This is a genomic window from Enterobacter cloacae complex sp. P29RS (assembly GCF_014893445.1).
In the GTDB taxonomy this organism is placed as follows: domain Bacteria; phylum Pseudomonadota; class Gammaproteobacteria; order Enterobacterales; family Enterobacteriaceae; genus Enterobacter; species Enterobacter intestinihominis.
The window spans coordinates 1-26403 of sequence record NZ_JADBPZ010000025.1 but is presented as its reverse complement, the minus strand read 5'-3'; the positions used below and the strand labels follow the sequence as shown (position 1 = coordinate 26403).

Genomic DNA, 26403 nt, shown 5'->3' with positions numbered 1-26403 from the left:
AGTATATCATTTAAAGGGGCGGTAAAGCAGCCTGCCAGGTCGCCAATTTGTAAAATAGTTGTTGTTTTGTGCCTTTTGCCCCGCATGCGGCAGGGCCTTACGCTGAAAGGCGGATCAAAAAGTCTGGCGGATCACATTGATGACGTTTTCCAGCACCGGATCGCGCAGGCTTAGCTTGTTGTAATGCAGTGAGATTTCAATAGATTCCGTCGTAAGTTGACTTAATGGAATGCTCTCCAGTGGCCAGCACTTTTGAAGCAAAGTGAAGAGACGCACAGGCATGATACAGAGCAAGTCGCTGCTGCCAATCAGGGCCGCGAGGGTAAACATATTGTAACTGCTAAAGCTGATCGGACGATCCGGGAAGAGTTCGTCAATACGTTGTCGCAGCGGATCCTGACCCTGTCCTTCGGACATAAATGTCGCATGTTCGTAATGGCGCAAATTTTCTGGCGTCAAAGGTGCGCTCAACGCAGGGTGAGCCTGACGACAAACGAGCGCCAGAGTGTCGGTATAAAGTACGTTATGCCCTAACGCTCTGGCCGTAAAACTATTGCCGTCGATGATCAGGTCCGTCTGGAATTGCGCCAGCTGTGTTTCCGGATCGGTGACGGGCACGTTGCGGATAAGCAACTGTGGCGCATGCTGTTTCACCGCCTGATAGATGGCCGGCATGACCAGAACGCCCACTGAGGGAGAGGTGCCTATGGTGATAGTTCGTTGCTTATCATAACTGCCGGTGAGATCCAGCGCGCCCAGTATTGATTCCAGACCCTGGCTAATGTACTCGTGCAGATGGGTGGCGTACGCGGTTGGGGTTACGCCCTGGCCTTTACGAATAAATAACGGATCGGGAAATATCGCGCGCAATTTTTGTATTGACTGGCTAATAGCAGAGGGCGTGAGATTAAGAATTTTCGCAGCATTAACGATACCTTTATGGACATATACCGCCTCAAAAATAGTCAATAAATTGAGATCAATATTACGTAAAGTCCGAAAAATTTGCGGCTTATCTTCGCCGCTGGTTTCATTCAGGCGTTTGGCTGGTAAATTAGTAGGCTCCACGCTCTTACTCCGTATCCATTCACAATATGAATGATAGTTGAATTTATTTATTATGCTTGCAGAGATTCGTAAAGTGTTTAGTAAGTTTCCATTATTTATCGAAAACAAGCAGTTGGGTGATTGTCACGCACGTTACACGAAACCCGGTGATGGTTCTATTAAGGTTCTAATTAATATGTGACGCTAATATATGGGCGACTCGAAAATATAGAATATGCGGTTTATTGTAAAGCGTAAATGCGGTAATTAAGCAGTGGCTGGTCAAATAATTGAGCCACTGCCCGAGGTAAGTTAAGCGGCAATATATTCGTAGGTGGGATTGTTAAGCAGTGCTAAAAAGTTCTTCAGAAGCACGGGCCGGATATTGTCAGGCGTGGCGGTATCGACCCACTGGCGCATTTGCGTCATTTCCATACCGGCATACCCACATGGGTTGATGCGCTGGAAGGGGGCCAAATCCATATTGATATTCAGCGCCAGCCCGTGGAACGAGCAGCCTTTTCGGATACGCAGCCCCAGCGAACAGATCTTCATCTCTCCCACATAAACGCCCGGGGCATCGGCGCGAGGGTGAGCGTCAATATCGTACTCAGCCAGCGTATTCACCACGGTTTGCTCCAGTAAGGTCACGAGCTCACGCACGCCCAGCTTTCTGCGTTTCAGGTTAAGCAGAACATACATCACCTGCTGGCCCGGGCCGTGGTAGGTCACCTGTCCACCGCGATCGCTCTGGATCACCGGGATATCGCCCGTCATCAATAAATGTTCGGCTTTTCCTGCCTGGCCTTGAGTGAACACCGGCAGGTGTTCAACCAGCCAGATTTCATCAGGCGTGGTGTCATCGCGCCTGTCGGTAAAGTCATGCATAGCCTGAGAGACAGGCTCGTAAGGCTGTAGCCCAAGATGGCGGACAAGAATTTTATCCTGGTACAAAAGGATGTCTCCGAAGACAAGGGAGAATAGGTAACGGGGAGTATATCACAGCGGGAAAGTGGGTTACCCGGCAAACCGGGTAACCGCAGAAGGACTACAGCACCATACGAACAATTTCAATATTGCCGAGCTCTTCGTACAGCGTCTCAACCTGCTCAATGTGTGTCGCAGTGATGGTGATTGAGACCGAGTGGTAGTTACCTTTGCTGCTCGGTTTGACTGATGGAGAGTAGTCGCCCGGCGCATGGCGCTGTACCACTTCAACCACCTGATCAACCAGCTCAGGTTTCGCCAGACCCATTACTTTGTAAGTAAAAGGGGTAGGGAATTCAAGCAGTTCGTTAAGTTTGGTTTTCATGTCAGCTCCGGCGTGTGTATAAAAAATAATAACTCCCGCCACGGGGCGGGAGTTTTACTGATACGTAGTATATGGGGATCAAAATCACACTTTCAAGTGTTCAATTTTTAACCAAACCAGTGATGGAACATCAGCTTAATGTAATCAATGATTTTGCCGAAGAAATTGCCTTCAGGAATTTCCTCCAGCACCACCAGCGGGCGCTGATCGATGGTTTTTCCATCCAGCTGGAAGTTGATGGTACCCACGACCTGATTCTTTTGCAGCGGGGCGTGCAGCTCGGTGGTATTCAGCACGTAGCTGGCTTTCAGATCTTTCATACGACCGCGTGGGATCGTCAGATAGAGATCTTTGTCCACACCCAGGGAAGCACGGTCGTTATCGCCAAACCAGACAGGTTCAGAGGCAAATTCTTTACCGGCTTTCAGCGGATTCACGGTTTCGAAGAAGCGGAAGCCCCAGGTCAGCAGTTTTTTACTTTCCGTTTCGCGTCCTTTAAACGTGCGGCCCCCCATCACGGCAGAGATCAGACGCATCTGGCCTTCAGTGGCAGAAGCCACCAGGTTATAGCCGGCTTTGTCGGTGTGACCAGTTTTGATGCCGTCGACGTTCAGGCTATTGTCCCACAGCAGGCCGTTACGGTTGGTCTGACGAATGCCGTTGAAGGTGAACTCTTTCTCTTTGTAGATAGAGTACTCGTTTGGCACATCGCGGATCAGCGCCTGACCGATCAGCGCCATGTCACGCGCGGAGCTGTACTGACCTTCGGCGTCCAGGCCGTGAACGGTCTGGAAGTGGCTGTTTTTCAGGCCCAGCGCAGAGACGTAGCTGTTCATCAGGCCCACAAACGCGTCCTGGCTGCCCGCTGCAAAATCGGCCATTGCCACGCAGGCGTCGTTACCGGACTGCAAGTTGATGCCACGGATAAGCTGAGAGACCGGAACCTGCATGCCTGGCTTCAGGAACATCAGCGATGAACCTTTGAACACCGGGTTGCCGGTTGCCCACGCATCGTTACCGATAGTCACCAGATCGGTTTCTTTAAATTTACCCGCTTTCATGGCCTGGCCGATAACATAGCTGGTCATCATTTTGGTCAGGCTGGCCGGGTCGCGGCGGGCATCGGCGTTCTGTTCTGCCAGAACTTTGCCGGAGTTGTAATCAATCAGGATGTAGGATTCCGCGTCGATCTGCGGAACGCCAGGGATCATGGTCTTGATGTTCAGGTCATCCGCGTGAGCTGCGGAGAACGCAGCAGCGCAAAGGGCCGTGGTCAGCGCCATGCGCTGCACAAAACGAGCAGAAAAAGTGGTCTTCATGGTCAGAACTACGACATCCGTGATGGAATTAAAAAAAGTGCCTTACTATAGCAAATGCTATACGGGCAGGCATCCGACTTTCATCATGAGAGTGTTAACGTGGTTTACACAAACTGACATTTCGGATACCACCGATTAATTACTTCGCAACAGCGATAAACGACTGGAGCTGCGCCTCGCTCTGCAAACGCTGTTGCAGGGACGCTGCCTGCGATTTGCTGGCAAACGGACCCATCTGGATACGCCATACCGCACCGTTTTGCTCAACGCGGCCTGGCACGCCAAACTGCTGGCTTAAACGCTGCTGATACTGCTCTGCACGGGCCCGATCGCTGACGGCGCCAACCTGAACCACGTAGCTGCCGCTCGCCGTCGCAGGCGCCGCAGTCTGCGTAGCAGCCGGTGCGGTCACCGGGGCGGGTTGTGTAGCGGGTGCAGCAACAACGGGCGCAGGCGCTGGGGCAGGTTCATTTGATTCAATCACGCCCGGCGCTAACGTGGTGGGTGCACCAAGGAAACCACTGCTTTTCACCGGGGCGCCTGTCGCATCTTCACTTTGTAGCGTATCGTTGCTGATGGCGTGCACTTCACCCTGCGGCTGCGCGGGCTCTGCTGGCATTGAAGCGCCCCCCATACCACCGCTTAGATCCGGGCGTGCGGGCAGGGCGTAGGTCTGTTTCGCGACCGTGGTACAGGCCGTGCCCGGGCCAGACAGCGAACCATCCTGCGCCACGATAATCGGGTCGATACGCACTTTTGTATTATTTGAGGTATTCAGACGGTCGGCTGCCGCGCGTGACAGGGAGATCACGCGATCGTTGCCGTAAGGGCCACGATCGTTGATACGTACCACGATCATCCGGCCATTCGCCAGGTTAGTGATGCGCGCATAGCTTGGAATAGGCAGTGTCGGGTGTGCCGCCGTGATCTGCATCGGATCGAAGGTTTCACCTGACGCGGTCAGATTGCTGCCTGGCTCAGCGTCATAGATGGCAGCAAAGCCGGCCTGGCTGAAACGGGAAGGATCCTGAACGATTTTATAGCTTTTACCGTCGCGCTGATAATCCTGATTCACGCTGGCGTTCAGCGGTTCATAAACGGGATCGGCACCGCTAATTTCAACAATCGGGCCATTACAGACCGCAGGCTGCGGCGGCGCGACGGTTGCCTGTTGCTGACCATCATCACTTGTACAGGCGGCAAGTAAACTTGCTGCGATGCAGATCCCCAGCCACTGCTTACGCATTGCGATCCCCTTATTTTTATACGCTTTTGGACAACATTTTCCTGTGGGTATGGATCGACATGACGATACCAAACCCGGCCATCAACACGATCAGTGCCGAGCCCCCGTAACTCACCAGCGGCAGCGGTACGCCAACAACCGGCAGAATACCACTCACCATACCAATATTTACGAAGACATAAACGAACAAAATCAACATTAATCCACCCGCCATAACCCGGCCAAAGGTGGTCTGCGCGCGTGCGGCAATGTAGAGCCCACGCATGATCAACAGCACGTAGAGTGCAAGCAGCACCAGAATGCCAACCAGCCCTAACTCCTCAGCCAGAACGGCAAAGATAAAGTCGGTGTGGCGTTCCGGTAAAAATTCGAGCTGCGACTGTGTCCCGTGCAGCCAGCCTTTTCCGCGCAGGCCGCCGGAGCCAATCGCAATCTTCGACTGAATAATATGATAGCCTGCGCCCAGCGGATCGGTCTCGGGATCGAGCAGCATCATCACGCGCTGGCGCTGGTAATCATGCATCAGGAAGAACCAGAGAATAGGAATAAAGGCAGCCAGCAGGACCACCGCGATGCCGATCAGACGCCAGCTCAGGCCGGACAGGAACAGGACGAACAGGCCGGAGAGGGCGATGAGAATCGAGGTACCGAGGTCAGGCTGTGCGGCCACGAGCAGCGTCGGCAGGAAAATTAGCACCAGCGCAATGGCGGTATTCTTCAACGACGGCGGGCAGACGTCGCGGTTAATGAAGCGCGCCACCATCAGCGGAACGGCGATTTTGGCGATTTCTGACGGCTGGAAGCGGACAATCCCCAGATCCAGCCAGCGTTGCGCCCCCTTCGAGATAGCACCGAACGCATCTACTGCCACCAGCAAAATGATACAGAAAATATAGAGATAGGGCGCCCAGCCCTCATACACGCGCGGTGGTATTTGCGCCATCACCACCATAATGACCAGACCCATGGCGATCTGGCCAACTTTACGCTCCATCATGCCGATATCCTGGCCGCTGGCGCTCCAGATAACGAGGGCGCTGTACACCAGCAGAGCCAGCAGGATCAGCAGCATGGCAGGGTCGATGTGGATCTTATCCCACAGCGATTTTTTATTCGGATTATCCGTCATGATTATTGGTCCTCCGCCGCAGCGGCTGCCGGGTTTTCAGCTGGCAGTTCGGTGTTGTTATCACCCAGCATGATGTGGTCGAGGATTTGACGCATGATGGTACCCACCGCCGGGCCTGCGCCGCCGTTCTCAAGAATCATCGCCACCGCAACCTGCGGGTTATCATAAGGGGCAAACGCCGTCATGAGCTTGTGGTCACGCAGACGTTCGGCAATTTTATGTGCGTTATAGGTTTCATTCGCTTTCAGACCGAAGACCTGAGCCGTACCTGATTTCGCGGCAACCTTATACGGTGCGCCAGCGAAATATTTGTGCGCCGTCCCGTTAGGGCGGTTGGCTACGCCATACATCCCGTCTTTGGCGATTTCCCAGTACCCGGAATGAATGTCACCCACCGGCGGCTCGTGCGGCTGTATCCATGGCACTTTTTTGCCGTCTTCTACGGTGCTTTGCAGCAGGTGCGGTACTTTCACAACGCCATCGTTGATGAGGATCATCATCGCCTTGTTCATTTGCAGCGGCGTTGCCGTCCAGTAGCCCTGGCCGATGCCCACCGGAATGGTATCACCCTGATACCAGGGTTTTTTAAAGCGCTTCAGCTTCCATTCGCGGGTTGGCATGTTGCCGGAACGTTCTTCCGCCAAATCTATACCGGTGTAATGTCCGTAGCCGAATTTGCTCATCCATTCAGACAGACGATCAATACCCATGTCGTAGGCGACCTGATAGAAGAAGGTATCCGCCGACTCCTCCAGTGATTTGGTCACGTTCAGATGGCCGTGACCCCATTTTTTCCAGTCACGGTAGCGTTTTTCAGAGCCAGGTAACTGCCACCAGCCAGGGTCAAACAGACTGGTATTACGGGTAATGACGCCCGCGCTCAGCGCAGAAACGGCGACATACGGTTTTACCGTTGAGGCTGGAGGATAAACCCCCTGCGTGGCGCGGTTCACCAGCGGGGTGTTTGGATCGTTGAGCAGGCCGGAGTAATCCTTGCTGGAGATGCCATCCACGAAGAGGTTCGGATCGTAGCTTGGCATAGAAACCATCGCCAGAATACCGCCGGTACGCGGGTCGGTCACGATCACGGCGGCCCGGCTACCCGCCAGCAGCGTTTCGATATACTGCTGTAGCTTCAGGTCGAGCGTCAGATAAACGTCATGTCCCGCCTGTGGGGGAACCTCTTTGAGCTGACGGATCACGCGGCCACGGTTGTTAACTTCAACCTCTTCATACCCGGTCTGACCGTGCAGGACATCTTCGTAATAACGTTCAATCCCAAGCTTGCCAATATCATGGGTTGCGGCGTAGTTAGCCAGCTTGCCGTCTTTATCAAGGCGTTCGACGTCTTTATCGTTAATTTTGGAGACGTAGCCTATGACGTGCGTCAGCGCGGAGCCGTAAGGATAGTAGCGACGTTTATAGCCTTTGACTTCCACACCGGGGAAACGGTACTGGTTAACGGCAAAACGGGCGACCTGCACTTCCGTCAGGTTGGTTTTTACCGGAATAGAGGTGAAGCGGTGAGAACGTGCGCGCTCTTTTTTGAACGCAGCGATGTCGTCATCAGTCAGGTCGACAACGCTTCTCAGCGCGTTCAGCGTATTCTGCACGTTATCCACTTTCTCCGGCATCATCTCTATCTGGTAGATGGTGCGGTTTAGCGCCAGCGGGGTGCCGTTACGATCGTAGATAATGCCGCGGCTGGGCGCGATGGGCACCAGCTTGATACGGTTTTCGTTTGAGCGGGTCTGGTAATCGGTATAGCGGACAATTTGCAGATTATAGAGGTTGGCGATCAGCACGCCGGTAAGCAGCAAAATCCCCGTAAAGGCGACCAGCGCCCGGCGCACAAACAGCGCGGACTCAGCCGTATAGTCGCGAAAAGAATTCTGTAGTTTCATCCGCTGCTTAAATTACCCTGGTCAGTCATTACTCGCGGTGATAAGGGTGGTTGGTAGTGATGCTCCATGCGCGATACAAACTTTCTGCCACGAGAACCCGCACAAGCGGGTGGGGCAACGTCAGCGCCGAGAGTGACCAACTTTGTTCTGCTGCCGCTTTGCAGGCGGGAGATAACCCCTCTGGTCCGCCAATCAACAGACTGACATCACGACCATCCTGCTTCCAGCGCTCCAGTTCGTGCGCCAGCTGCGGCGTATCCCAGGGTTTTCCCGGGATATCGAGGGTCACGATGCGGTTTTTGCCTGCGGCAGCCAGCATCAGCTCTCCCTCTTTATCGAGAATACGTTTGATATCTGCGTTCTTGCCGCGCTTTCCTGCTGGGATCTCCACCAGTTCGAACGGCATATCTTTTGGGAAACGACGCAGATACTCAGTAAAACCGGTTTGTACCCAGTCCGGCATTTTGGTGCCGACGGCGACCAGTTGCAACTTCACGCATTAACCCCAGAGTTTTTCCAGCTCATACAGGCGACGGCTCTCTTCCTGCATGACGTGGACAATCACATCGCCGAGATCGACAACCACCCAGTCAGCGGTCGCTTCACCTTCAACGCCCAGCGGAAGCAGCCCTGCCGCGCGCGATTCCTGAACAACATGGTCAGCAATCGAAACAACGTGACGAGTTGAGGTCCCGGTGCAGATGATCATGCAGTCGGTGATGCTGGATTTACCCTTAACGTCGATAGCGATGATGTCCTGACCTTTCAGGTCATCAATTTTGTCGATAACAAAATCCTGGAGTGCTTTACCCTGCAAGTTTTCCCCCTGGGTGAATGAGATTGTACAACTATGAATTCGTGGCCAGTCAGTATACCTGAACTGACGCCAGTCGCGGGACAAATGTCACCGCCCGGCTTTTGAAGGCGGGTATCATCCCACCCTCCGCCTGAGATTGCATCGCCATTTTTGTAAAACAATTTCTGTAAAGCAGCGATCGGCGGGAAAGTCTGGCAGCGGAGGATATCAGTATGGCTTAGCCTGTCAAGGCAGGATAAACATTAACAGACAATTTCGCCGGTGATGATCAGGCATCTGTACTTTTCTGATACAAACCGTGTGCGTGGATATAGGCCAGCACGGGCGAGGGCAGGAGATCGTCACAGTCTAAACCCTGCTGGAGACGCTCGCGGATGAGGGTCGCGGAAATATCAAACCACGGCGTCTCAGCGAGGTATATTTTCCCGGCGGGTAGACTGTGCAGGTCTTCTATATTGTCCGTCAGATGCGTGTCAAGCCACTGCTGATGCTGCGCATCGCGCATGGTCAACGGGTAGCCCGGACGGCGGCAGACCAGCAGATGACTGTTTTCCAGAATGGTTTCGTACTGGTACCAGCTGGGAAAGTTGAGCAAGGAATCCTGGCCGATGATAAACGCCAGCGGTTGCATGGGCCCCTGCTCAGCGCGCCACTCCCGCAGCGTTTGCGATGTCCAGGAAGGGGTATCCCTGCGCAATTCGCGCTCATCCAGCGTGAAGAGAGGCTTATCTGCGATAGCCAGCGCGAGCATCGCTTTGCGCTGCTCGCTGGTTGCTTCTGGCTGAGGACGATGCGGAGGAACATTGTTCGGCATGATGATTACCCGCTGCAACCCAATCAAATTCGCGAGGATTTCTACCGGCTTAAGATGCCCATAGTGTACCGGGTCGAAGGTCCCGCCATACATTGCCTGTAAAGAATGCATATCACCCATCGATAAATACGTCTGCCAGCGCCTTATGGCAGAGCAGCAAAGAGAGGCTCTCCAGCTCCGCCCAGACAGACTGGCCGTAGTCCTGTTTTAACGTCAGTTCGGCGCGCATCAAAAGTTGCACTGCCTGACGCAACTGCTCCTGGCTCAGGCGGTTTATCGCCTCCGTGGTCATCGCCCGACGGTTCTGCCAGACGCGATGTTTATCGAATAAGGCGCGCAGGGGCGTATGTGCCGACTGACGTTTAAGGTTGTTCAGCAGCAGTAATTCGCGCTGGAGCGTGCGGAGCAGAATGACCGGCTCACTCCCTTCCAGGCGCAGCTGTTGCAGTATGTGCAGGGCTCGCTTACTTTTCGCCGACAGCAGCGCATCAACCCAGTGGAAGGTAGTAAAGTGCGCGGCATCGTTCACCGCCTGTTCCACGCGCGGTAGTGTCAGCTTGCCATCGGGCCACAGCAGGGCGAGCCTGTCCAGCGCCTGCGCCAGTGCCAGAAGGTTGCCTTCATAGCAATAGCAAAGGAGCTGGCTGGCGGCATCATCCAGTTGCAGATTGTGCAGCTTTGCGCGCGCGGCAACCCATTTTGGCAGATGCGCCTGTTCTGGCGTCTGGCAGGTAACCAGTACCGCATTGGTGGCAAGCTGGGTAAACCAGGCCGCGTTTACCTGCGCTTTCGTGAACTTGTTACCGCGTACGATAAGCAGCAGATCGCCGTGTAATAAACTCACCAGCATGGTCAGCTGTTCATTGATGGCCGCGTTAGGACCATTCTCTGGCAGCACGATCTGGATTGTCTGACGAGAGGCAAACAGGCTCATGGCCTGACAAAGCGAGAAGATAGCGTTCCAGTCGGTACTGTTATCGATCTGGAACGTATGATGCTCCTCGAAACCCTGCGCGGCTGCCGCATGGCGAACCGCATCAAGGCTTTCCTGAAGTAACAGGGGGTCATTGCCGAGTAGCAGATAGGCCGCGCGCAGCCCTTCGTTGAGCTGCGCGCGGAGTTGTTCAGGATACAACCTGATCATCAGTTACCCAGCGACGTTGGCATATCCGGCGTGCTGGCATCCGGTGTTTCGATAACGTCAGCGCCTTTTTTCGTCGACGCGGCAATGGCAGGCAGTCTGCGGATCAGTTGCTCCGCGGCCTTATCATACATTTCCTTGATGATAATCTGCTGTTCGGCGTCTTTTGCCAGGGCCGTCTGCGGGTTATCGAAGAACGAGCGGTAGACTTTGGTATTGATAGGGTAAATATCTTTACCTGGCATTAAAACGGCCGCATCAACGGTAAGCACCATTTGATATTCCGCGGTTCGTCCATCCTGGAAGATCGATGCCGTGTCTTGTGACAGCGTTGATTTCAGGACGCGGAGCGAAGGAACATCCTGACGCAGGGTTCCCTTCTCGATCAGCTCAACATCGTTCAAACGCAGCTGGTTACGAATGGCCCGGCTCAGCGGTCCATTCGGATCGGATGAGTCGAAGATCATTGTTTTCATCTGAGCCGGCACTGCCGTGGTATTGCGCAGGTGCCAGCCGCAGCCAGCGGTGACCAGCACCGCCAGAGATAAGAGTATTGTTGCCAGGTGTCGCACGTTTCCTCCCGCGCTTAGCCAACGACCAGATTCAGCAGTTTACCGGGTACGTAGATCACTTTACGTACGGTAACGCCCTCAAGGTATTTCGCGACCAGATGCTCCTGGCCTGCGCGCTCGCGAACCTGTTCTTCGGTTGCGTCGACCGCGACGGTAATTTTACCGCGCACTTTACCGTTAACCTGCACCACAACCAGCGTGGTGTTTTCCACCATAGCGGATTCATCCGCCACTGGCCACGGCGCGTTATCGATATCGCCTTCGCCTTTCAGCTCCTGCCACAGGGTGAAGCTAACGTGCGGCGTGAACGGGTTCAGCATGCGAACGACCGCCAGCAGCGCTTCGCGCATTAACGCGCGATCCTGCTCGCCGTCCTGCGGGGCTTTTGCCAGCTTGTTCATCAGTTCCATAATAGCCGCAATTGCGGTATTGAAGGTCTGACGACGACCAATATCATCGGTGACTTTCGCAATGGTTTTATGAACATCACGACGCAGCGCCTGCTGATCTTCGCTCAGTGCAGCCACGTTCAGCGCTGGCGCATCACCTTGTGAGGTGTGCTCGTAAACCAGTTTCCAGACGCGTTTCAGGAAGCGGTTTGCCCCTTCAACGCCGGATTCCTGCCATTCCAGCGTCATATCTGCCGGGGAGGCGAACATCATGAACAGACGCACGGTGTCAGCGCCGTAACGCTCAACCATCACCTGCGGGTCGATACCGTTATTTTTAGACTTGGACATCTTGCTCATGCCGGTATAAACCAGTTCATGACCTTCGGCGTCTTTCGCCTTCACGATACGGCCTTTCTCGTCGCGCTCCACAATCGCATCAACCGGAGAAACCCAGTTACGTTCACCGTTCGCGCCAACGTAGTAGAACGCATCTGCCAGCACCATACCCTGACACAGCAGCTGTTTTGCCGGTTCGTCGGAGTTGACCAGGCCTGCGTCACGCATCAGTTTGTGGAAGAAGCGGAAGTAGAGCAGGTGCATGATGGCGTGTTCAATGCCACCGATATAGATGTCTACCGGCAGCCAGTAGTTTGCAGCATCGGAATCCAGCATGCCTTCTTTGTACTGCGGGCAGGTGTAGCGCGCATAGTACCAGGAGGATTCCATAAAGGTGTCAAGGGTGTCGGTTTCACGCAGCGCTGGCTGACCGTTGACGGTGGTTTTTGCCCACTCAGGATCGGCTTTGATCGGGCTGGTGATGCCGTCCATGACCACGTCTTCCGGCAGGATCACCGGCAGTTGATCTTCCGGCGTTGGCATCACGGTGCCGTCTTCCAGGGTCACCATTGGGATTGGCGCACCCCAGTAACGCTGACGGGAAACGCCCCAGTCGCGCAGACGGTAGTTGACTTTACGCTCGCCCACGCCCAGGGAGGCCAGTTTGTCGGCGATGGCGTTGAAGCCCTCTTCGAAGCTCAGGCCGCTGAACTCACCGGAGTTAAACAGGGTGCCTTTTTCAGTCAGCGCTTGCTCAGAGAGATCGGGTTCAGAGCCGTCAGCCGCCAGGATCACAGGCTTGATGGTCAGGCCGTATTTGGTGGCAAATTCGTAGTCGCGCTGATCGTGACCCGGCACGGCCATCACGGCGCCTGTGCCGTATTCCATCAGTACGAAGTTGGCGGCCCAGACAGGTATCGCTTCGCCCGTCAGCGGGTGGATCGCTTTGAAGCCGGTATCAACGCCTTTTTTCTCCATCGTCGCCATGTCGGCTTCGGCCACTTTCGTGTTGCGGCATTCGTCGATAAAGGTCGCCAGCTCCGGATTGTTTTCCGCCGCTTTTTGCGCCAGCGGGTGACCTGCGGCCACGGCCAGGTAGGTCGCGCCCATGAAGGTGTCCGGACGGGTGGTGTAGACGGTCAGCGTCTGGTCGTAGTTTTCTACGTTAAAGGTAATTTCCACACCTTCGGAACGGCCGATCCAGTTGCGCTGCATGGTCTTAACGGTGTCAGGCCAGTGATCCAGATTATCCAGATCGTTCAGCAGTTCGTCAGCGTAGGCGGTGATTTTGATAAACCACTGCGGGATCTCTTTACGCTCTACTTTGGTGTCACAGCGCCAGCAGCAGCCATCGATAACCTGCTCGTTCGCGAGAACGGTCTGGTCGTTCGGGCACCAGTTAACGGCGGACGTTTTCTTGTAGACCAGGCCTTTTTTATACAGCTCGGTGAAGAACTTCTGCTCCCAGCGGTAGTATTCCGGGGTACAGGTTGCCAGCTCGCGGCTCCAGTCATAGCCAAAGCCCAGCATTTTCAGCTGGTTTTTCATGTACGCGATGTTGTCGTACGTCCACGGAGCCGGTGCCGTGTTGTTTTTCACCGCCGCGCCTTCAGCAGGCAGGCCGAACGCATCCCAGCCGATAGGCTGAAGTACGTTTTTGCCCAGCATACGCTGGTAGCGTGCAATCACGTCACCGATGGTGTAGTTACGCACGTGGCCCATGTGTAGTCGACCAGAAGGATAGGGAAGCATCGACAGGCAGTAATACTTCTCTTTGCTCTCGTCTTCGGTTACTTCAAAGGTGCGCTTCTCGTCCCAGTGTTGCTGGACTTTTAATTCTATCTCTTCCGGGCGGTATTGCTCTTGCATGGCAGCCAGTGGTCCTGTGTTCAATACAGCTACAAATGTAGCCAATGGATGTGGTAATTCAGATCCGCATAGCATAGCCCAAACGCCCGCGTCAAAACAGCCTTTCACGCAAATGCACTTTGCAGGAATTTACCGGGTCTGTGCTTCACCTGACAAAGCGGCGACGAAATAAGGTCTATTATTAGAGACAGTTACTTACCCGGGAGGCAAAATGATGAACAAGGTTGCTCAATTTTACCGTGAACTGGTAGCGACTCTGACGGAAAGGCTGCGTAACGGCGAGCGTGATATCGACGCGTTGGTCGAACAGGCACGCGCACGCGTGACGCAAACGGGTGAGTTATCGCGAACCGAAGTGGAAGAGGTGACGCGCGCCGTGCGCCGCGACCTGGAAGAGTTTGCGCGAAGCTATGAAGAGAGCCAGGACGAAATCGCCGACAGTGTTTTTATGCGGGTAATTAAAGAGAGCCTGTGGCAGGAGCTGGCGGATATTACCGATAAAACCCAACTGGAGTGGCGCGAGGTATTCCAGGATTTAAACCACCACGGTGTCTATCACAGCGGCGAAGTGGTGGGGCTGGGGAACCTGGTGTGTGAGAAGTGCCACCACCATATCGCCGTTTATACGCCGGAGGTGCTGTCGCTGTGTCCGAAATGCGGGCACGACCAGTTCCAGCGTCGGCCGTTTGAGCCGTAGGTAAAAGCAAAACGGCAACGTCGTTGCCGTTTTTAGTGTCTGCTCCCTCTCCCTGTGGGTGAGGGCATCAGGCCGCAGAATAATAAGCCAGCCTCTCCGCCAGCAAATCCACAAACGCTTTCCGATCGATATCCACCATCACTGTGGTATTCGGCTTGTTTCCCGTCAGCGAGTAATAGTCCACCACCGTCATTCCCTGGGTATATTTCCCCTGTGTTTCCACACCAACCCAACGCTCGACCGTGGTAAACATTTCCGGCTTCAGTAGCCAGGCGATGGTGCATGGGTCATGCAGCGGGGCGCCGTGGAATCCCCACTTCTCGGCTTTGTGATACACCATAAAGAAATCGAGCAGCTCTGCCACGGTTGTTGCAACCGGGTTACCCACAGTACGAAATCGTTCGATGTCCTGCGCCATAATTTGTGCGCGGTGGGTAACGTCCAGCCCCGCCATCACAATCGGCAGGCCCGACTGGAAGACGATTTCTGCGGCTTCCGGGTCAACAAAGATGTTGAACTCCGCGGCTGGCGTCCAGTTCCCCAGCCCCATTGCCCCGCCCATGATGACGATACGGGCGATATTGCTGTGCAGTTCAGGATGGCTGTTCAGCAGCAGCGCTACGTTGGTCTGTGGGCCGGTCGCCACCAGCGTCACGGGCTCTGCGCTTTCACGCAGAACTTTCGCCATGAGCTCGACGGCAGTGCAGTTTTGTGGTGCGAAACCCGGCTCCGGCAGCGCCGGGCCATCCAGCCCACTTTCACCGTGAACGTTATCCGCAATGATCAGCTCGCGCATTAGCGGCTTAATGGCGCCACCTGCGACCGGAATATCGGTGCGTTTTAGCAGCGTTAACATGCGCAACACGTTTCGCAGGGTTTTATCCGGCGTCTGGTTCCCTGCAGAGGAGGTGACAGCTTTTACGTCCAGTTCAGGGGAGGCAAGAGCAAGGACGAGTGCGATTGCGTCATCATGACCCGGATCGCAGTCGAGAATAATAGGCTGTGCCATGGCGTTCTCCATTCTTAGCATTATTTGTGACAAGGTTAACGCTGCGATGTGACGCCGAATAGAAAAAGAGATCTAAAGCGTGAAGCAGTGCGCAATCCACAGATTGCGCACTAAAAAGATTAATGCAGGATTTTGGCGAGGAAGTCTTTTGCACGTTCAGATTTAGGATTTGCGAAGAACTCTTCTTTCGGTGAGTCTTCAACAATTTTCCCTTCATCCATGAAGATCACACGGTTGGCCACTTTACGGGCGAAGCCCATTTCGTGCGTCACCACCATCATGGTCATCCCTTCGTGCGCCAGTTCCACCATAACGTCCAGCACTTCGTTGATCATCTCAGGATCGAGCGCGGACGTCGGCTCATCAAACAGCATCGCCACCGGATCCATGCACAGCGCACGCGCGATTGCCACGCGCTGCTGTTGGCCACCTGAAAGCTGCGCAGGGAACTTATCCGCATGTGCAGACAGCCCGACGCGTTCCAGCAACTTCAGTCCCTTTTCACGCGCCGCTTTTTTGTCGCGCTTCAGCACTTTCACCTGCGCCAGCGTCAGGTTCTCAATGATGGAGAGGTGAGGGAACAGCTCAAAATGCTGGAACACCATCCCAACGTGGGAGCGAAGCTGGGCAAGGTTGGTTTTGCGGTCATTCACTTTGGTGCCGTTAACGACAATCTCGCCCTGCTGGACAGGTTCCAGCCCATTAACGGTTTTGATAAGCGTCGACTTACCGGAGCCGGACGGGCCGCATACCACCACCACATCGCCTTTTTTCACTTCTGTTGAGCAGTCGGTCAGCACCTGAAAGTGCCCATACCATTTAGAAACATTTTTCAGGGAAATCATTATACGGTCCTTTTCTTCAGCCAGCTGACCAACAGCGATGCGCTTAAACTAATCACAAAATAGACCCCGCCTGCGAAGAGGATCATCTCAACCTGCGTTCCGTCACGTTCGCCAATGGTGGAGGCGGTACGGAAGAAGTCTGCCAGGCTCAGCACGTAGACCAGGGAGGTATCCTGGAACAGGACGATGCCCTGCGTCAGCAGCAGCGGAACCATGGCGCGAAACGCCTGCGGCAGAATAATGAGCTTCATGGACTGCCAGTGCGTCATACCGAGCGCCAGCGCAGCGCTGGACTGCCCGCGCGAGATACTCTGAATACCTGCGCGGATGATCTCGGAGTAGTAGGCGGCTTCAAACATGGAGAATGCCACCATGGCAGAGATCAGGCGGATATCGGTTTTCGGCGACAGTCCCAGCACGTTCTGTAAAAAGCCGGGAACAATCAGGTAAAACCACAACAGCACCATGACCAGTGGAATGGAGCGGAACACGTTAACGTAAGCCGTAGCAAACCAGGCGAGCGGTTTAAAGCTCGACAGGCGCATCACTGCCAGCAGGGTGCCCCAGACAATACCGACGATAATGGCGATTACGGTAATCTTTAAGGTGATCGCCAGGCCATCCAGCAGATAAGGCATGGAGGGAACAATGGAACTCCAGTCAAATTCGTACATTATTTGCCCCCCAGATTGCCCGGCAGGCGTACTTTGCGTTCAACCAGGTTCATCACCAGCATGATGAAAGCGTTAATCAGAACATAGGCGAGCGTGATTGCCGTGAAGGATTCCCATGCGTGAGCGGAGTAATCCAGCAGTTTGCCCGCCTGCGCCGCCATATCTACCAGACCAATGGTTGAGGCGATGGCCGAGTTTTTTACCAGGTTCATCATCTCGGAGGTCATCGGCGGAACGATGACGCGGTAAGCGTTAGGCAGCAGTACGTAACGGTAAGCTTGTGGCAGGGTCAGGCCCATCGCCAGTGCTGCATTCTTTTGTCCGCGTGGCAGTGACTGTATGGCGGCACGCACCTGCTCGCAGACGCGCGCAGCGGTGAACAGTCCCAGACACAGCATGGAGGAGACAAAGAATTGTACGTTAGGATCCAGCTCGGCCTTGAACCACATGCCGAGATCTTCCGGCAGCAGTTCCGGGATCACCAGATACCAGGTAAAGAACTGCACGATCAGCGGAACGTTACGGAACAGTTCCACATAGAGCGTGCCAATCGAAGAGAGAAAACGGTTAGGGACGGTACGCAGAATACCGAACAGCGAACCGACAAGAAACGCGATAATCCACGCCGTTATCGATAACGCAACGGTAACCTGAAAGCCGCTCCACAGCCAGCCGAGATAGGTGGTGTTGCCGAACGGGGCTTGTTGCAGAAAGATGCCCCAGTTCCAGTCAATTGACATAGTAAACTCCAGAAAAAAGAGGGTAGCAGCGCTACCCTCGAAGATTGGTGAGAAGCTCAATTTTTGCGCTGAGTGGGGAACGACCACTCAACGTATAGTCTGTCCATGCTTCCCGACAATCGAGAGGGCAGGAGATCCCGCCCCTGTCGTTCTAGTTAGTTAAGAGCTTTGTCGTTTGGTGATTTGAACAGCGCTTTCATGTCGTCAGACAGTTCAAAGTTCATGTTCAGGTTTTTTGGTGGAATTGGGTTCTTGAACCATTTGTCGAACCATTTTGCCGCTTCGCCAGAGGTTTGCGCCTGAGCGATGGTGTCATCGATCAGCTTTTTGAAGCCTTCATCGCCTTTACGCAGCATACAGCCGTAAGCTTCTTTCGACTGCGCAGTCCCGACGATTTCCCAGTTGTCTGGTTTCTTCGCCTTGGCGCGCTCGCCTGCCAGCAGAGCGTCATCCATCATAAACGCAACGGCACGACCGCTTTCCAGGGTACGGAAGGAGTCGCCGTGATCTTTCGCGCTGATGATGCGCATGTCCATTTTCTTCTCGTCGTTCAGCTTGTGCAGCAGCACTTCGGACGTGGTACCGGAGGTCACGACAACCGCTTTGCCTTTCAGGTCAGCAAAATCTTTGATATCGCCGCCTTTCTTCGTCAGCAGGCGGGTGCCTACAACGAAGATAGTGTCCGAGAAAGCGGCCTGTTTCTGACGCTCAAGGTTGTTGGTGGTTGAGCCACATTCAAAATCAAATGTGCCGTTTTGCAGCAGAGGAATACGGTTCTGTGAAGTGATGGGGATCAGCTTCACTTGCAGGTCAGGTTTGTTCAGCTTTTTCTTCACGGCTTCAACGATGGCGTTGGAGTAATCCTGTGAATAGCCCACGACTTTTTGCGTGTTGTCGTAGTAAGAGAACGGGACAGAAGATTCACGGTGGCCGACCACGATCACGCCGTTTTTGGCAATCTTGTCGAGAGTGCTTCCTGCTGCCGGAGCGTCTTCAGCGTGAACGATGCCCGCAGACATTCCCATAACCAGCATTGCTGTGGCCAGTTTACGTAATTGCATACCCAACTCCTTTCTTATCAGCGCCAGTGACGCTTTGATACCCATTGTGATGTTGTTATATCTCGCGCAATGCGAGTGCAGTGTTATGCAAGCTTGTTAACATTTAGTCTGGCTTAATGTAAAGATTTTGCTGCGTTATTGTTTATTTTTGCGAAGCGCGCCGCACCATTCAGAGGCAATAATCTCTCGTTGCACCGTTTCGGTGCTACCGGAGATCCATGCTGGTGCGACAAGGTTGCACGTTAAGCCAGACAGCGTTTGCGTAATTAAACAAAGCAACAGGCGTGCCAGAATTGAAGTTTAGGAGGAAATTGTCGGGTGGCGGCTACGCCGGAGAGTAGGCCGGGTAAGGCGTAGCCGCCACCCGGCAACAGAAGGCCAGGTTATCTACGACGCTGACGCAGGCTCATCACTACGGCGGCAAAACCGAACAGCGTGGTCAGGATCCACAGCGGCCAGTTCCCGGTGCGCGCATAAGGCGTCAGGCCCGTAGCTGGCGTCACTTTCGTGGTCAGCACCTCACGGGTGAACTGCGGGATCATGGCCTGGATTTCACCCTGCGGGCCAATCACGGCGGTGATGCCGTTATTGGTGCTGCGCAACAGCGGACGTGCCAGCTCCAGAGAACGCATTCGTGCCATCTGGAAGTGCTGCCACGGGCCGATCGATTTACCGAACCACGCATCGTTTGAGATGGTCAGCAGATAGTCGGTGTCCGGGCGGAAGTTATCGCGCACCTGCTCGCCGAGAATAATCTCGTAGCAAATAGCGGCCGTCAGGGCAAAACCGTGCGCATGCAGCTGCGGCTGAACGTAAGGGCCCCGGCTGAATGAGGACATCGGCAGGTCAAAGAACGGTGCCAGTGGGCGCAGAATAGACTCCAGCGGAACAAACTCGCCAAACGGTACAAGGTGATTTTTGTTGTAACGATTGGTGGAGGTATAGCTGTATTCGCTGTCCTTACCGAGCGTAATGATCGTGTTGTACGTGTCATAGCGGTTCTGCTGATTGAGACGCGCATCCACAATTCCGGTAATCAGCGTACTGCCGCGCGCGCGCAGCAGATCGTCCATCATCTTCAGGAAGGGCTGCTGATTGATCTCCAGATCCGGGATCGCAGACTCAGGCCAGATGATGAGCTGCGATTTACCCATCACCTTTTCGGTGGCGTTGGCGTAGATTTTCAGCGTGTTCAGCAGCTGATTCTCATCCCATTTCAATGACTGCGGGATATCGCCCTGTATCAACGATACCTGCGTGGCGCGCGCGGGCTCCAGCGTGAACCACTGGATATAACGCAGTGGGAAAGGCAGGGCAAACAGGATTAACGCGGCAACCAGCGGCTTCCAGTTACGTGTCACCAGAGCCAGCACCAGCAGGCCGCTGACCGCCATGAGCAGGAAGTTAATCGCCTCTACGCCCATGACGGGAGCCAGACCTTTCAGCGGGCCGTCCACCTGGCTATAGCCGAACTGCAACCACGGGAAGCCGGTCAGTACCCAGCCGCGCAGAAATTCGGTGATTTGCCAGACAACGGGAGCCGCTATCGCGACGCGCAGCCAGGTCGTTTTAGGCCACAGACGAGATAGAATACCGGCGAACAGGCCAGTGTAGAGCGAAAGATAGGCGGCGAGCAGCACAACCAGGAAGACGTTAACCGGCCCCGGCATTCCGCCAAATTGCGCGATACTGACGTAGACCCAGTTGATACCAGAGCCAAACAGCCCCAGCCCCCAGAAGTAGCCTATGGCTGCGGCCTGTACCGGACGACGATTCAGGGTAAGACCCTGTAGCCCCATCAGGGAGAGAATAGCGGCTGGCCAGATATCGTAAGGAGAAAAAGCCAGCGTACCGCTGGCTCCGAGTAACAGCGCCAGCAGCAAACGGACGCGCTGGCGTTCAAAGAATGGGGCAAATGCCATTTACATTAATCTTCCAGTTTTGGCACCGGTGAGTCGTCCGGCATTCTGACATGAACCTGAATAATACGTCGGCTGTCAGCCATTGCGACCTTGAACTGGTAACCATCGATGTCAACGGTTTCACCGCGGGCCGGAAGATGGCCGAAGGCCTGCATCACCAGACCACCAATGGTGTCCACTTCTTCATCGCTGAAGCTGGTGCCAAAGGTGTCATTGAAGTCTTCAATGGAGGCCAGCGCGCGCACGGTCCAGGTGTGGCGGCTCAGCTGACGGAAGTCGATATCCTCTTCTTCGTCATACTCATCTTCGATTTCGCCCACGATCAGCTCAAGGATGTCTTCGATTGTGACCAGACCGGAAACGCCACCAAATTCATCAATAACAATCGCCATGTGATAGCGCTGGGAGCGAAACTCCTTCAGCATCCGATCCACACGCTTACTTTCCGGCACAACCACGGCCGGGCGTAACACTTTTTCCATACTGAAGGCTTCGGCATCGCTGCGCATAAACGGCAGCAGATCTTTCGCCATCAAAATCCCTTCGATGTGATCTTTGTCTTCGCTGATGACCGGGAAACGTGAGTGAGCCGATTCGATAATCACATCGAGGCACTCGTCCAGCGTCTGGTTGCGTTTCAGGGTAATCATCTGCGAGCGGGGGATCATGATGTCGCGGACGCGCTGGTCGGCGATGTCCATCACCCCTTCGAGCATTTCGCGCGTATCTTCGTCGATAAGGTCGTTCTGCCCGGAATCACGAATCAGCTCCAGCAGTTCATCACGGTTTTTCGGTTCGCCGTGGAAAAGCTGGTTCAGGATGAGGGAGAAAAATCCCTTTTTAGTGGTTGTCGTGTCGCTACTGTGTGAATTGTCGTCGCTCATGGCGTTTGTTAAGGGTTCTCTTGTTAGTTCAACGTTAACCGCCGCGCTATGTCCCTGCGCGGCGGCATGGTAGTCAGTGACTGACTATTCTTTCTCGGCAATGTACGGATCCTCATAGCCCAGAGCAAGCATTATCTCTGTCTCGAGGGATTCCATCTCTTCCGCTTCGTCATCTTCAATATGGTCGTAACCCAGAAGATGCAGGCTACCGTGCACCACCATGTGTGCCCAGTGCGCTTCCAGCGGCTTTTGCTGCTCTTTGGCTTCCTGCTCAACCACCTGACGGCAGATGATCAGATCGCCCAGCAGCGGCATCTCAATGCCCGGAGGGGCTTCGAACGGGAAAGAGAGCACATTGGTCGGCTTATCTTTCCCGCGATAGGTCAGGTTGAGCTCATGGCTTTCTGCTTCATCCACCAGGCGAATCGTGACCTCTGATTCTTCCTGAAACTGGGGGATAACGGCATCCAGCCATTTCTGAAACTGTGCCTCTTCTGGCATGCTGGAATTATCTTCACAGGCCAGCTGTAAATCGAGGATCACCTGACTCATTTCTGTTCATGCTCCTGCGCTTCGCGCTTACGTTCTGCGGCCAGTTCGGCCCTGCGCTTCTGATCTGCCTCTTCCCAGGCCTCATAAGCGTTAACGATACGCGCGACCACCGGGTGGCGTACCACGTCTTCACTGTGGAAGAAGTTGAAGCTGATTTCGTCTACCTCGGCCAGGACTTCGATGGCGTGACGCAGACCCGATTTGGTGTTACGCGGCAGGTCAATCTGGGTGACGTCACCGGTAATAACCGCTTTCGAGTTAAAGCCAATACGCGTCAGGAACATCTTCATTTGTTCGATGGTGGTGTTCTGGCTCTCATCCAGAATGATGAACGCGTCGTTAAGTGTACGCCCACGCATGTAGGCCAGCGGGGCCACTTCAATCACGTTACGCTCGATGAGCTTTTCAACTTTCTCGAAGCCGAGCATTTCGAACAGCGCGTCGTACAGCGGGCGCAGGTAGGGGTCCACTTTCTGACTTAAATCGCCCGGCAGGAAGCCGAGTTTCTCACCGGCTTCTACAGCAGGGCGGGTCAGCAGGATACGGCGGATCTCCTGACGCTCAAGTGCATCGACCGCAGCAGCAACGGCCAGATAGGTTTTACCCGTACCCGCCGGACCCACGCCAAAGGTGATGTCATGGTCGAGAATGTTGGCGATGTACTGTGCCTGGTTCGGGGTACGAGGCTTAATCACGCCGCGTTTGGTTTTAATGTTGATGGCTTTGCCATAGTCCGGCACGCTTTCCGCGCTCTGCTCAAGCACGCGCGCCTCTTTGATGGCCAGGTGGATCTGTTCAGGTTCAATATCCTGGATCTCACCGCGCATCGGGGCGGTATCAACATACAGGCTGCGGAGAATATCTGCCGCGGCGTTGACGCAGATTGGGCGTCCGGTGAGTTTGAAATGGTTATCGCGACGATTGATTTCGATACCCAGACGTCGCTCCAGTTGTTTGATGTTGTCATCAAACGGCCCGCACAGGCTCAGCAGGCGAGCGTTGTCTGCGGGCTCAAGGCTAATTTCACGCGTATCTATGTTCAAACTGTTCCTCTTTATTTGGTTAACTGACCTGTGGCCACACGGCGTAATAAAACGGTCATTACCGAAATTATTCACGCCATAGAATAAAGGCGCAAGCGTTGCGGTAGATATTGGGGGTGATGAGAGGAAATACAAGGCCTGCCGGACAGGCAGGCCAGAGGGATCAGGGCTGGTAAATACCTACGCCAGAATCGTTGACTTTACGGGTGCGAGAGATAACGGATTCCGGAGTCTGTGCAATACGCAGACCCATTTCGTCCTCAGTGCGTACCACCTTCCCGCGCAGCGAGTTCGTGAGCACTTCGACAATCTCGACGTCCACAAACTTACCAATCATGTCCGGGGTGCCTTCAAAATTCACCACGCGGTTATTTTCGGTTCGACCAGACAGTTCCATGATGCTCTTACGGGAAGTGCCTTCCACCAGAATACGCTGGACAGTGCCGAGCATACGACGGCTCCAGGCGTTGGCCTGCTGGTTGATACGCTCCTGCAAAATATACAGACGCTGCTTTTTCTCTTCTTCCGGCACATCGTCAACCATATCGGCCGCTGGGGTGCCCGGGCGTGCTGAGAAGATGAAGCTGTAGCTGACGTCGAAATTCACCTCGCCGATGAGCTTCATGGTGCGCTCGAAGTCATCAGCGGTTTCGCCAGGGAAGCCGACGATAAAGTCGGAGCTAATCTGGATATCCGGGCGCGCTTCACGCAGCTTGCGGATGGTGGACTTATACTCCAGCACCGTATGTGGACGACCCATCAGGTTCAGCACGCGGTCAGAGCCGCACTGGATCGGCAGGTGCAGGAAGCTCACCAGCTCTGGCGTATCGCGATAGACGTCAATAATGTCGTCGGTAAATTCCATCGGATGGCTGGTGGTAAAGCGAATGCGGTCAATGCCGTCAATCGCCGCCACCAGACGCAGCAGTTCAGCAAAGCTGCCGGTGGTGCCGTCGTAGTTTTCCCCGCGCCAGGCGTTCACATTCTGGCCCAGCAGGTTCACTTCGCGAACGCCCTGCGCGGCAAGCTGCGCGATTTCAAACAGGATATCGTCTGCCGGGCGGCTCACTTCTTCACCACGGGTGTAAGGTACCACGCAGTAAGTACAGTATTTGTTGCAGCCTTCCATGATGGAGACGAAGGCGGTCGGGCCATCAGCGCGCGGCTCTGGCAGACGGTCAAATTTCTCGATCTCCGGGAAACTCACGTCAACCACCGGGCTACGGCTGCCGCGAACCTGATTAATCATCTCTGGCAGGCGGTGAAGGGTCTGAGGGCCAAAAACGATATCCACATAGGGGGCTCTCTGGCGGATCAGCTTACCTTCCTGCGATGCGACGCAGCCACCCACGCCAATGATCAGGTCCGGATTTTTCCGTTTGAGAAGCTTCCAGCGGCCTAACACATGAAAGACTTTTTCCTGTGCTTTTTCACGAATTGAACAGGTGTTCAGCAGCAGCACATCGGCTTCTTTCGCATTTTCAGTCAGCTGGTATCCGTGGGTGGTATCCAGCAGATCGGCCATCTTCGATGAATCGTATTCGTTCATCTGACAGCCCCAGGTTTTTATATGGAGTTTTTTAGTCATCGACTTGCTCAGCTCAGGATTGCAAGCCGCGTATTGTAATGCTTTGGTGCGGTTGTGACCAGTATGAAGGTTGTCAACCTCAGGGCCGCAAAAATCCGGTAAACTTAAGGTATTCTCCAATAAGGAATAGTGACCATGACACTCCTGAACACCGAAGTTGCCGTTGTTGGCGGCGGTATGGTCGGCGGCGCACTGGCGCTGGGGCTGGCGCAGCAGGGATTTGACGTAACCGTTATTGAACAGGCGGCTCCGCCGGTATTCGATCCTTCCAGCCAACCGGACGTGCGTATTTCCGCCATCAGCGCGTCCTCTGTTGATCTGCTTCGCGGGCTGGGCGTCTGGGAGGCGGTGCTGGCGATGCGCGCGCACCCCTACAGCCGTCTTGAAACCTGGGAGTGGGAAAATGCTCACGTCTCGTTTGACGCCGCCGAGCTGAAACTGCCGCGTCTGGGCTATATGGTGGAAAACAACGTGCTCCAGCAGGCGCTCTGGCAGGCGCTGGAGGTGCACCCGAAGGTGACGCTGCGCGTTCCGGACTCGCTGAAAGCCCTGCATCGTCATGAAGGTGGATATCTCCTGACGCTGGATAACGACGATGAGCTGGCCGTAAAGCTGGTGGTGGGGGCGGATGGCGCGAACTCGCAGGTCAGGCAGATGGCAGGCATTGGGATCCATGCCTGGCAGTATCAGCAGTCCTGCATGCTGATCACCGTGCAGTCAGAAAACGCGCCGGGCGAAAGCACCTGGCAGCATTTTACGCCGAACGGCCCGCATGCATTCTTACCGTTGTTTGATAACTGGGCTTCGCTGGTGTGGTACGACAAGCCGGCCCGCATTCGACAGTTGCAGGGGCTGTCCATGGATCAGTTGCAGCGCGAAATCCGCCAGCACTTCCCGCGCCGTCTGGGTAACGTGACCCCGGTTGCTGCTGGCGCATTCCCGCTGATGCGACGCCATGCGTTGCAGTATGCCCGTGAAGGGCTGGCCCTGGTGGGAGACGCGGCGCACACCATTCATCCGCTGGCGGGGCAGGGGGTTAACCTGGGATACCGTGACGTCGATGCGTTACTGGATGTGCTGGGTAACGCTCGCGCCCACGCGGAAGCCTGGGCCAGCCATGAGATACTGAAGCGCTACCAGACGCGCCGTATGGCGGATAACTTCATTATGCAGTCGGGGATGGATCTGTTCTATGCCGGGTTCAGCAATGACGTGGGTCCGGTGCGGATACTGCGCAATATTGGATTGATGGCAGCGGAACGTGCCGGTGGTCTGAAGCGTCAGGCACTGAAATACGCCCTCGGACTCTAATCTTTATTCCCTCTCCCCGTGGGCTGAGGGTTCCCCACAAATTAATGCGAGCACTGAGCAATCCCCTCGCCCCTCCGGGGAGAGGGTTAGGGTGAGGGGAACATACGGCGGTGGTGGTCATTCCGTTCACTTTATGTTCCTTGCTACTCTGTAAGGACATGACCGGTGAACGTGCCAGG

25 protein-coding genes are annotated in these 26403 nt (G+C 54.8%); 2 read left to right on the top strand and 23 right to left on the bottom strand.

Annotation, left to right across the window (positions count from 1 at the left end):
• Positions 1-114: 114 nt before the first annotated feature.
• The 13 genes from IM282_RS17895 to leuS all read right to left on the bottom strand — a co-directional run bounded on the left by IM282_RS17895 (position 115) and on the right by leuS (position 13898).
• Entirely contained in the window at positions 115-1068 is a 954-nt protein-coding gene (locus tag IM282_RS17895) for a YbeF family transcriptional regulator (RefSeq protein WP_022647425.1), read from the bottom strand.
• A gap of 291 nt (positions 1069-1359) precedes the next feature.
• The gene (gene lipB / locus IM282_RS17890; RefSeq protein WP_023299587.1) at positions 1360-2001 is read right to left on the bottom strand and encodes a lipoyl(octanoyl) transferase LipB; all 642 of its coding nucleotides are present in this window, start codon (positions 1999-2001) and stop codon (positions 1360-1362) included.
• A gap of 94 nt (positions 2002-2095) precedes the next feature.
• Positions 2096-2359 (bottom strand): DUF493 family protein YbeD, encoded by a 264-nt coding sequence (gene ybeD / locus IM282_RS17885; RefSeq protein ID WP_003858718.1) that lies wholly within the window; start codon positions 2357-2359, stop codon positions 2096-2098.
• Between the two features lie 107 nt (positions 2360-2466).
• Entirely contained in the window at positions 2467-3678 is a 1212-nt protein-coding gene (dacA, locus tag IM282_RS17880) for a D-alanyl-D-alanine carboxypeptidase DacA (protein WP_003858714.1), read from the bottom strand.
• 139 nt (positions 3679-3817) lie between these two features.
• The gene (gene rlpA, locus IM282_RS17875; protein ID WP_023305687.1) at positions 3818-4924 is read right to left on the bottom strand and encodes an endolytic peptidoglycan transglycosylase RlpA; all 1107 of its coding nucleotides are present in this window, start codon (positions 4922-4924) and stop codon (positions 3818-3820) included.
• 16 nt (positions 4925-4940) lie between these two features.
• Positions 4941-6053 (bottom strand): peptidoglycan glycosyltransferase MrdB, encoded by a 1113-nt coding sequence (gene mrdB / locus IM282_RS17870; protein WP_022647428.1) that lies wholly within the window; start codon positions 6051-6053, stop codon positions 4941-4943.
• Between the two features lie 2 nt (positions 6054-6055).
• Complete coding sequence (gene mrdA / locus IM282_RS17865) at positions 6056-7957, bottom strand: peptidoglycan DD-transpeptidase MrdA (RefSeq protein ID WP_022647429.1); 1902 nt, start codon at positions 7955-7957, stop codon at positions 6056-6058.
• Between the two features lie 28 nt (positions 7958-7985).
• Positions 7986-8453, bottom strand: coding sequence for a 23S rRNA (pseudouridine(1915)-N(3))-methyltransferase RlmH (rlmH, locus tag IM282_RS17860; protein WP_003858701.1), 468 nt, complete (start codon positions 8451-8453; stop codon positions 7986-7988).
• Positions 8454-8456: 3 nt separating this feature from the next.
• Complete coding sequence (rsfS, locus tag IM282_RS17855) at positions 8457-8774, bottom strand: ribosome silencing factor (RefSeq protein ID WP_003858696.1); 318 nt, start codon at positions 8772-8774, stop codon at positions 8457-8459.
• A gap of 268 nt (positions 8775-9042) precedes the next feature.
• The gene (gene nadD / locus IM282_RS17850) at positions 9043-9708 is read right to left on the bottom strand and encodes a nicotinate-nucleotide adenylyltransferase (RefSeq protein WP_063841351.1); all 666 of its coding nucleotides are present in this window, start codon (positions 9706-9708) and stop codon (positions 9043-9045) included.
• Positions 9701-10732, bottom strand: coding sequence for a DNA polymerase III subunit delta (gene holA, locus IM282_RS17845; protein WP_192970679.1), 1032 nt, complete (start codon positions 10730-10732; stop codon positions 9701-9703). The genes nadD and holA overlap by 8 nt, the downstream gene beginning before the upstream one ends.
• The gene (gene lptE, locus IM282_RS17840; protein ID WP_022647432.1) at positions 10732-11301 is read right to left on the bottom strand and encodes an LPS assembly lipoprotein LptE; all 570 of its coding nucleotides are present in this window, start codon (positions 11299-11301) and stop codon (positions 10732-10734) included. Before lptE ends, holA begins: the two co-directional genes overlap by 1 nt.
• A gap of 14 nt (positions 11302-11315) precedes the next feature.
• A complete protein-coding gene (leuS, locus tag IM282_RS17835; protein WP_192970678.1) occupies positions 11316-13898 on the bottom strand; it encodes a leucine--tRNA ligase in 2583 nt (860 codons plus the stop codon).
• Between the two features lie 214 nt (positions 13899-14112).
• Between leuS and IM282_RS17830 the strand changes: the two genes are divergently transcribed.
• Positions 14113-14595 (top strand): zinc ribbon-containing protein, encoded by a 483-nt coding sequence (locus tag IM282_RS17830; protein ID WP_032621827.1) that lies wholly within the window; start codon positions 14113-14115, stop codon positions 14593-14595.
• A 67-nt stretch (positions 14596-14662) separates the two neighbouring features.
• On the opposite strand, the gene rihA is transcribed toward IM282_RS17830, so the two are convergent.
• The 10 genes from rihA to miaB all read right to left on the bottom strand — a co-directional run bounded on the left by rihA (position 14663) and on the right by miaB (position 24913).
• On the bottom strand, positions 14663-15604 hold the full coding sequence (rihA, locus tag IM282_RS17825) for a pyrimidine-specific ribonucleoside hydrolase RihA (protein WP_058677429.1): 942 nt from the start codon (positions 15602-15604) through the stop codon (positions 14663-14665).
• Positions 15605-15723: 119 nt separating this feature from the next.
• Entirely contained in the window at positions 15724-16449 is a 726-nt protein-coding gene (locus IM282_RS17820) for an amino acid ABC transporter ATP-binding protein (protein ID WP_006809622.1), read from the bottom strand.
• Positions 16449-17123: a glutamate/aspartate ABC transporter permease GltK gene (gltK, locus tag IM282_RS17815; protein WP_022647437.1), complete on the bottom strand. Its 675-nt coding sequence runs from the start codon at positions 17121-17123 to the stop codon at positions 16449-16451. Before gltK ends, IM282_RS17820 begins: the two co-directional genes overlap by 1 nt.
• Positions 17123-17863 carry a glutamate/aspartate ABC transporter permease GltJ gene (gene gltJ / locus IM282_RS17810; RefSeq protein ID WP_015571133.1) on the bottom strand — a complete coding sequence of 247 codons (741 nt, stop codon included), beginning with the start codon at positions 17861-17863 and terminating at the stop codon, positions 17123-17125. Before gltJ ends, gltK begins: the two co-directional genes overlap by 1 nt.
• 155 nt (positions 17864-18018) lie before the next feature.
• Positions 18019-18924 (bottom strand): amino acid ABC transporter substrate-binding protein, encoded by a 906-nt coding sequence (locus tag IM282_RS17805; RefSeq protein WP_022647438.1) that lies wholly within the window; start codon positions 18922-18924, stop codon positions 18019-18021.
• 383 nt (positions 18925-19307) lie between these two features.
• Complete coding sequence (gene lnt / locus IM282_RS17800) at positions 19308-20846, bottom strand: apolipoprotein N-acyltransferase (RefSeq protein WP_192970677.1); 1539 nt, start codon at positions 20844-20846, stop codon at positions 19308-19310.
• Positions 20847-20851: 5 nt separating this feature from the next.
• The gene (gene corC / locus IM282_RS17795; protein ID WP_003858679.1) at positions 20852-21730 is read right to left on the bottom strand and encodes a CNNM family magnesium/cobalt transport protein CorC; all 879 of its coding nucleotides are present in this window, start codon (positions 21728-21730) and stop codon (positions 20852-20854) included.
• 84 nt (positions 21731-21814) lie between these two features.
• Entirely contained in the window at positions 21815-22282 is a 468-nt protein-coding gene (gene ybeY / locus IM282_RS17790) for an rRNA maturation RNase YbeY (protein WP_069596357.1), read from the bottom strand.
• On the bottom strand, positions 22279-23325 hold the full coding sequence (locus IM282_RS17785) for a PhoH family protein (protein WP_022647440.1): 1047 nt from the start codon (positions 23323-23325) through the stop codon (positions 22279-22281). Before IM282_RS17785 ends, ybeY begins: the two co-directional genes overlap by 4 nt.
• A gap of 163 nt (positions 23326-23488) precedes the next feature.
• Positions 23489-24913: a tRNA (N6-isopentenyl adenosine(37)-C2)-methylthiotransferase MiaB gene (gene miaB, locus IM282_RS17780; RefSeq protein ID WP_003858672.1), complete on the bottom strand. Its 1425-nt coding sequence runs from the start codon at positions 24911-24913 to the stop codon at positions 23489-23491.
• Positions 24914-25048: 135 nt separating this feature from the next.
• Here miaB and ubiF point away from each other — a divergent pair, with 135 nt between their 5' ends.
• Entirely contained in the window at positions 25049-26224 is a 1176-nt protein-coding gene (ubiF, locus tag IM282_RS17775) for a 3-demethoxyubiquinol 3-hydroxylase (protein WP_192970676.1), read from the top strand.
• The last annotated feature ends 179 nt before the right edge of the window (positions 26225-26403 follow it).

Excerpts from the sequence above, each read along its gene's own strand:
- ybeD (WP_003858718.1), bottom strand. The coding sequence starts at position 2,359 with ATGAAAACCAAACTTAACGAACTGCTTGAATTCCCTACCCCTTTTACT.
- dacA (WP_003858714.1), bottom strand. The coding sequence starts at position 3,678 with ATGAAGACCACTTTTTCTGCTCGTTTTGTGCAGCGCATGGCGCTGACC.
- rlpA (WP_023305687.1), bottom strand. The coding sequence starts at position 4,924 with ATGCGTAAGCAGTGGCTGGGGATCTGCATCGCAGCAAGTTTACTTGCC.
- mrdB (WP_022647428.1), bottom strand. The coding sequence starts at position 6,053 with ATGACGGATAATCCGAATAAAAAATCGCTGTGGGATAAGATCCACATC.
- mrdA (WP_022647429.1), bottom strand. The coding sequence starts at position 7,957 with ATGAAACTACAGAATTCTTTTCGCGACTATACGGCTGAGTCCGCGCTG.
- nadD (WP_063841351.1), bottom strand. The coding sequence starts at position 9,708 with ATGGGTGATATGCATTCTTTACAGGCAATGTATGGCGGGACCTTCGAC.
- holA (WP_192970679.1), bottom strand. The coding sequence starts at position 10,732 with ATGATCAGGTTGTATCCTGAACAACTCCGCGCGCAGCTCAACGAAGGG.
- leuS (WP_192970678.1), bottom strand. The coding sequence starts at position 13,898 with ATGCAAGAGCAATACCGCCCGGAAGAGATAGAATTAAAAGTCCAGCAA.
- IM282_RS17830 (WP_032621827.1), top strand. The coding sequence starts at position 14,113 with ATGAACAAGGTTGCTCAATTTTACCGTGAACTGGTAGCGACTCTGACG.
- rihA (WP_058677429.1), bottom strand. The coding sequence starts at position 15,604 with ATGGCACAGCCTATTATTCTCGACTGCGATCCGGGTCATGATGACGCA.
- IM282_RS17820 (WP_006809622.1), bottom strand. The coding sequence starts at position 16,449 with ATGATTTCCCTGAAAAATGTTTCTAAATGGTATGGGCACTTTCAGGTG.
- gltK (WP_022647437.1), bottom strand. The coding sequence starts at position 17,123 with ATGTACGAATTTGACTGGAGTTCCATTGTTCCCTCCATGCCTTATCTG.
- gltJ (WP_015571133.1), bottom strand. The coding sequence starts at position 17,863 with ATGTCAATTGACTGGAACTGGGGCATCTTTCTGCAACAAGCCCCGTTC.
- IM282_RS17805 (WP_022647438.1), bottom strand. The coding sequence starts at position 18,924 with ATGCAATTACGTAAACTGGCCACAGCAATGCTGGTTATGGGAATGTCT.
- lnt (WP_192970677.1), bottom strand. The coding sequence starts at position 20,846 with ATGGCATTTGCCCCATTCTTTGAACGCCAGCGCGTCCGTTTGCTGCTG.
- corC (WP_003858679.1), bottom strand. The coding sequence starts at position 21,730 with ATGAGCGACGACAATTCACACAGTAGCGACACGACAACCACTAAAAAG.
- ybeY (WP_069596357.1), bottom strand. The coding sequence starts at position 22,282 with ATGAGTCAGGTGATCCTCGATTTACAGCTGGCCTGTGAAGATAATTCC.
- miaB (WP_003858672.1), bottom strand. The coding sequence starts at position 24,913 with ATGACTAAAAAACTCCATATAAAAACCTGGGGCTGTCAGATGAACGAA.
- ubiF (WP_192970676.1), top strand. The coding sequence starts at position 25,049 with ATGACACTCCTGAACACCGAAGTTGCCGTTGTTGGCGGCGGTATGGTC.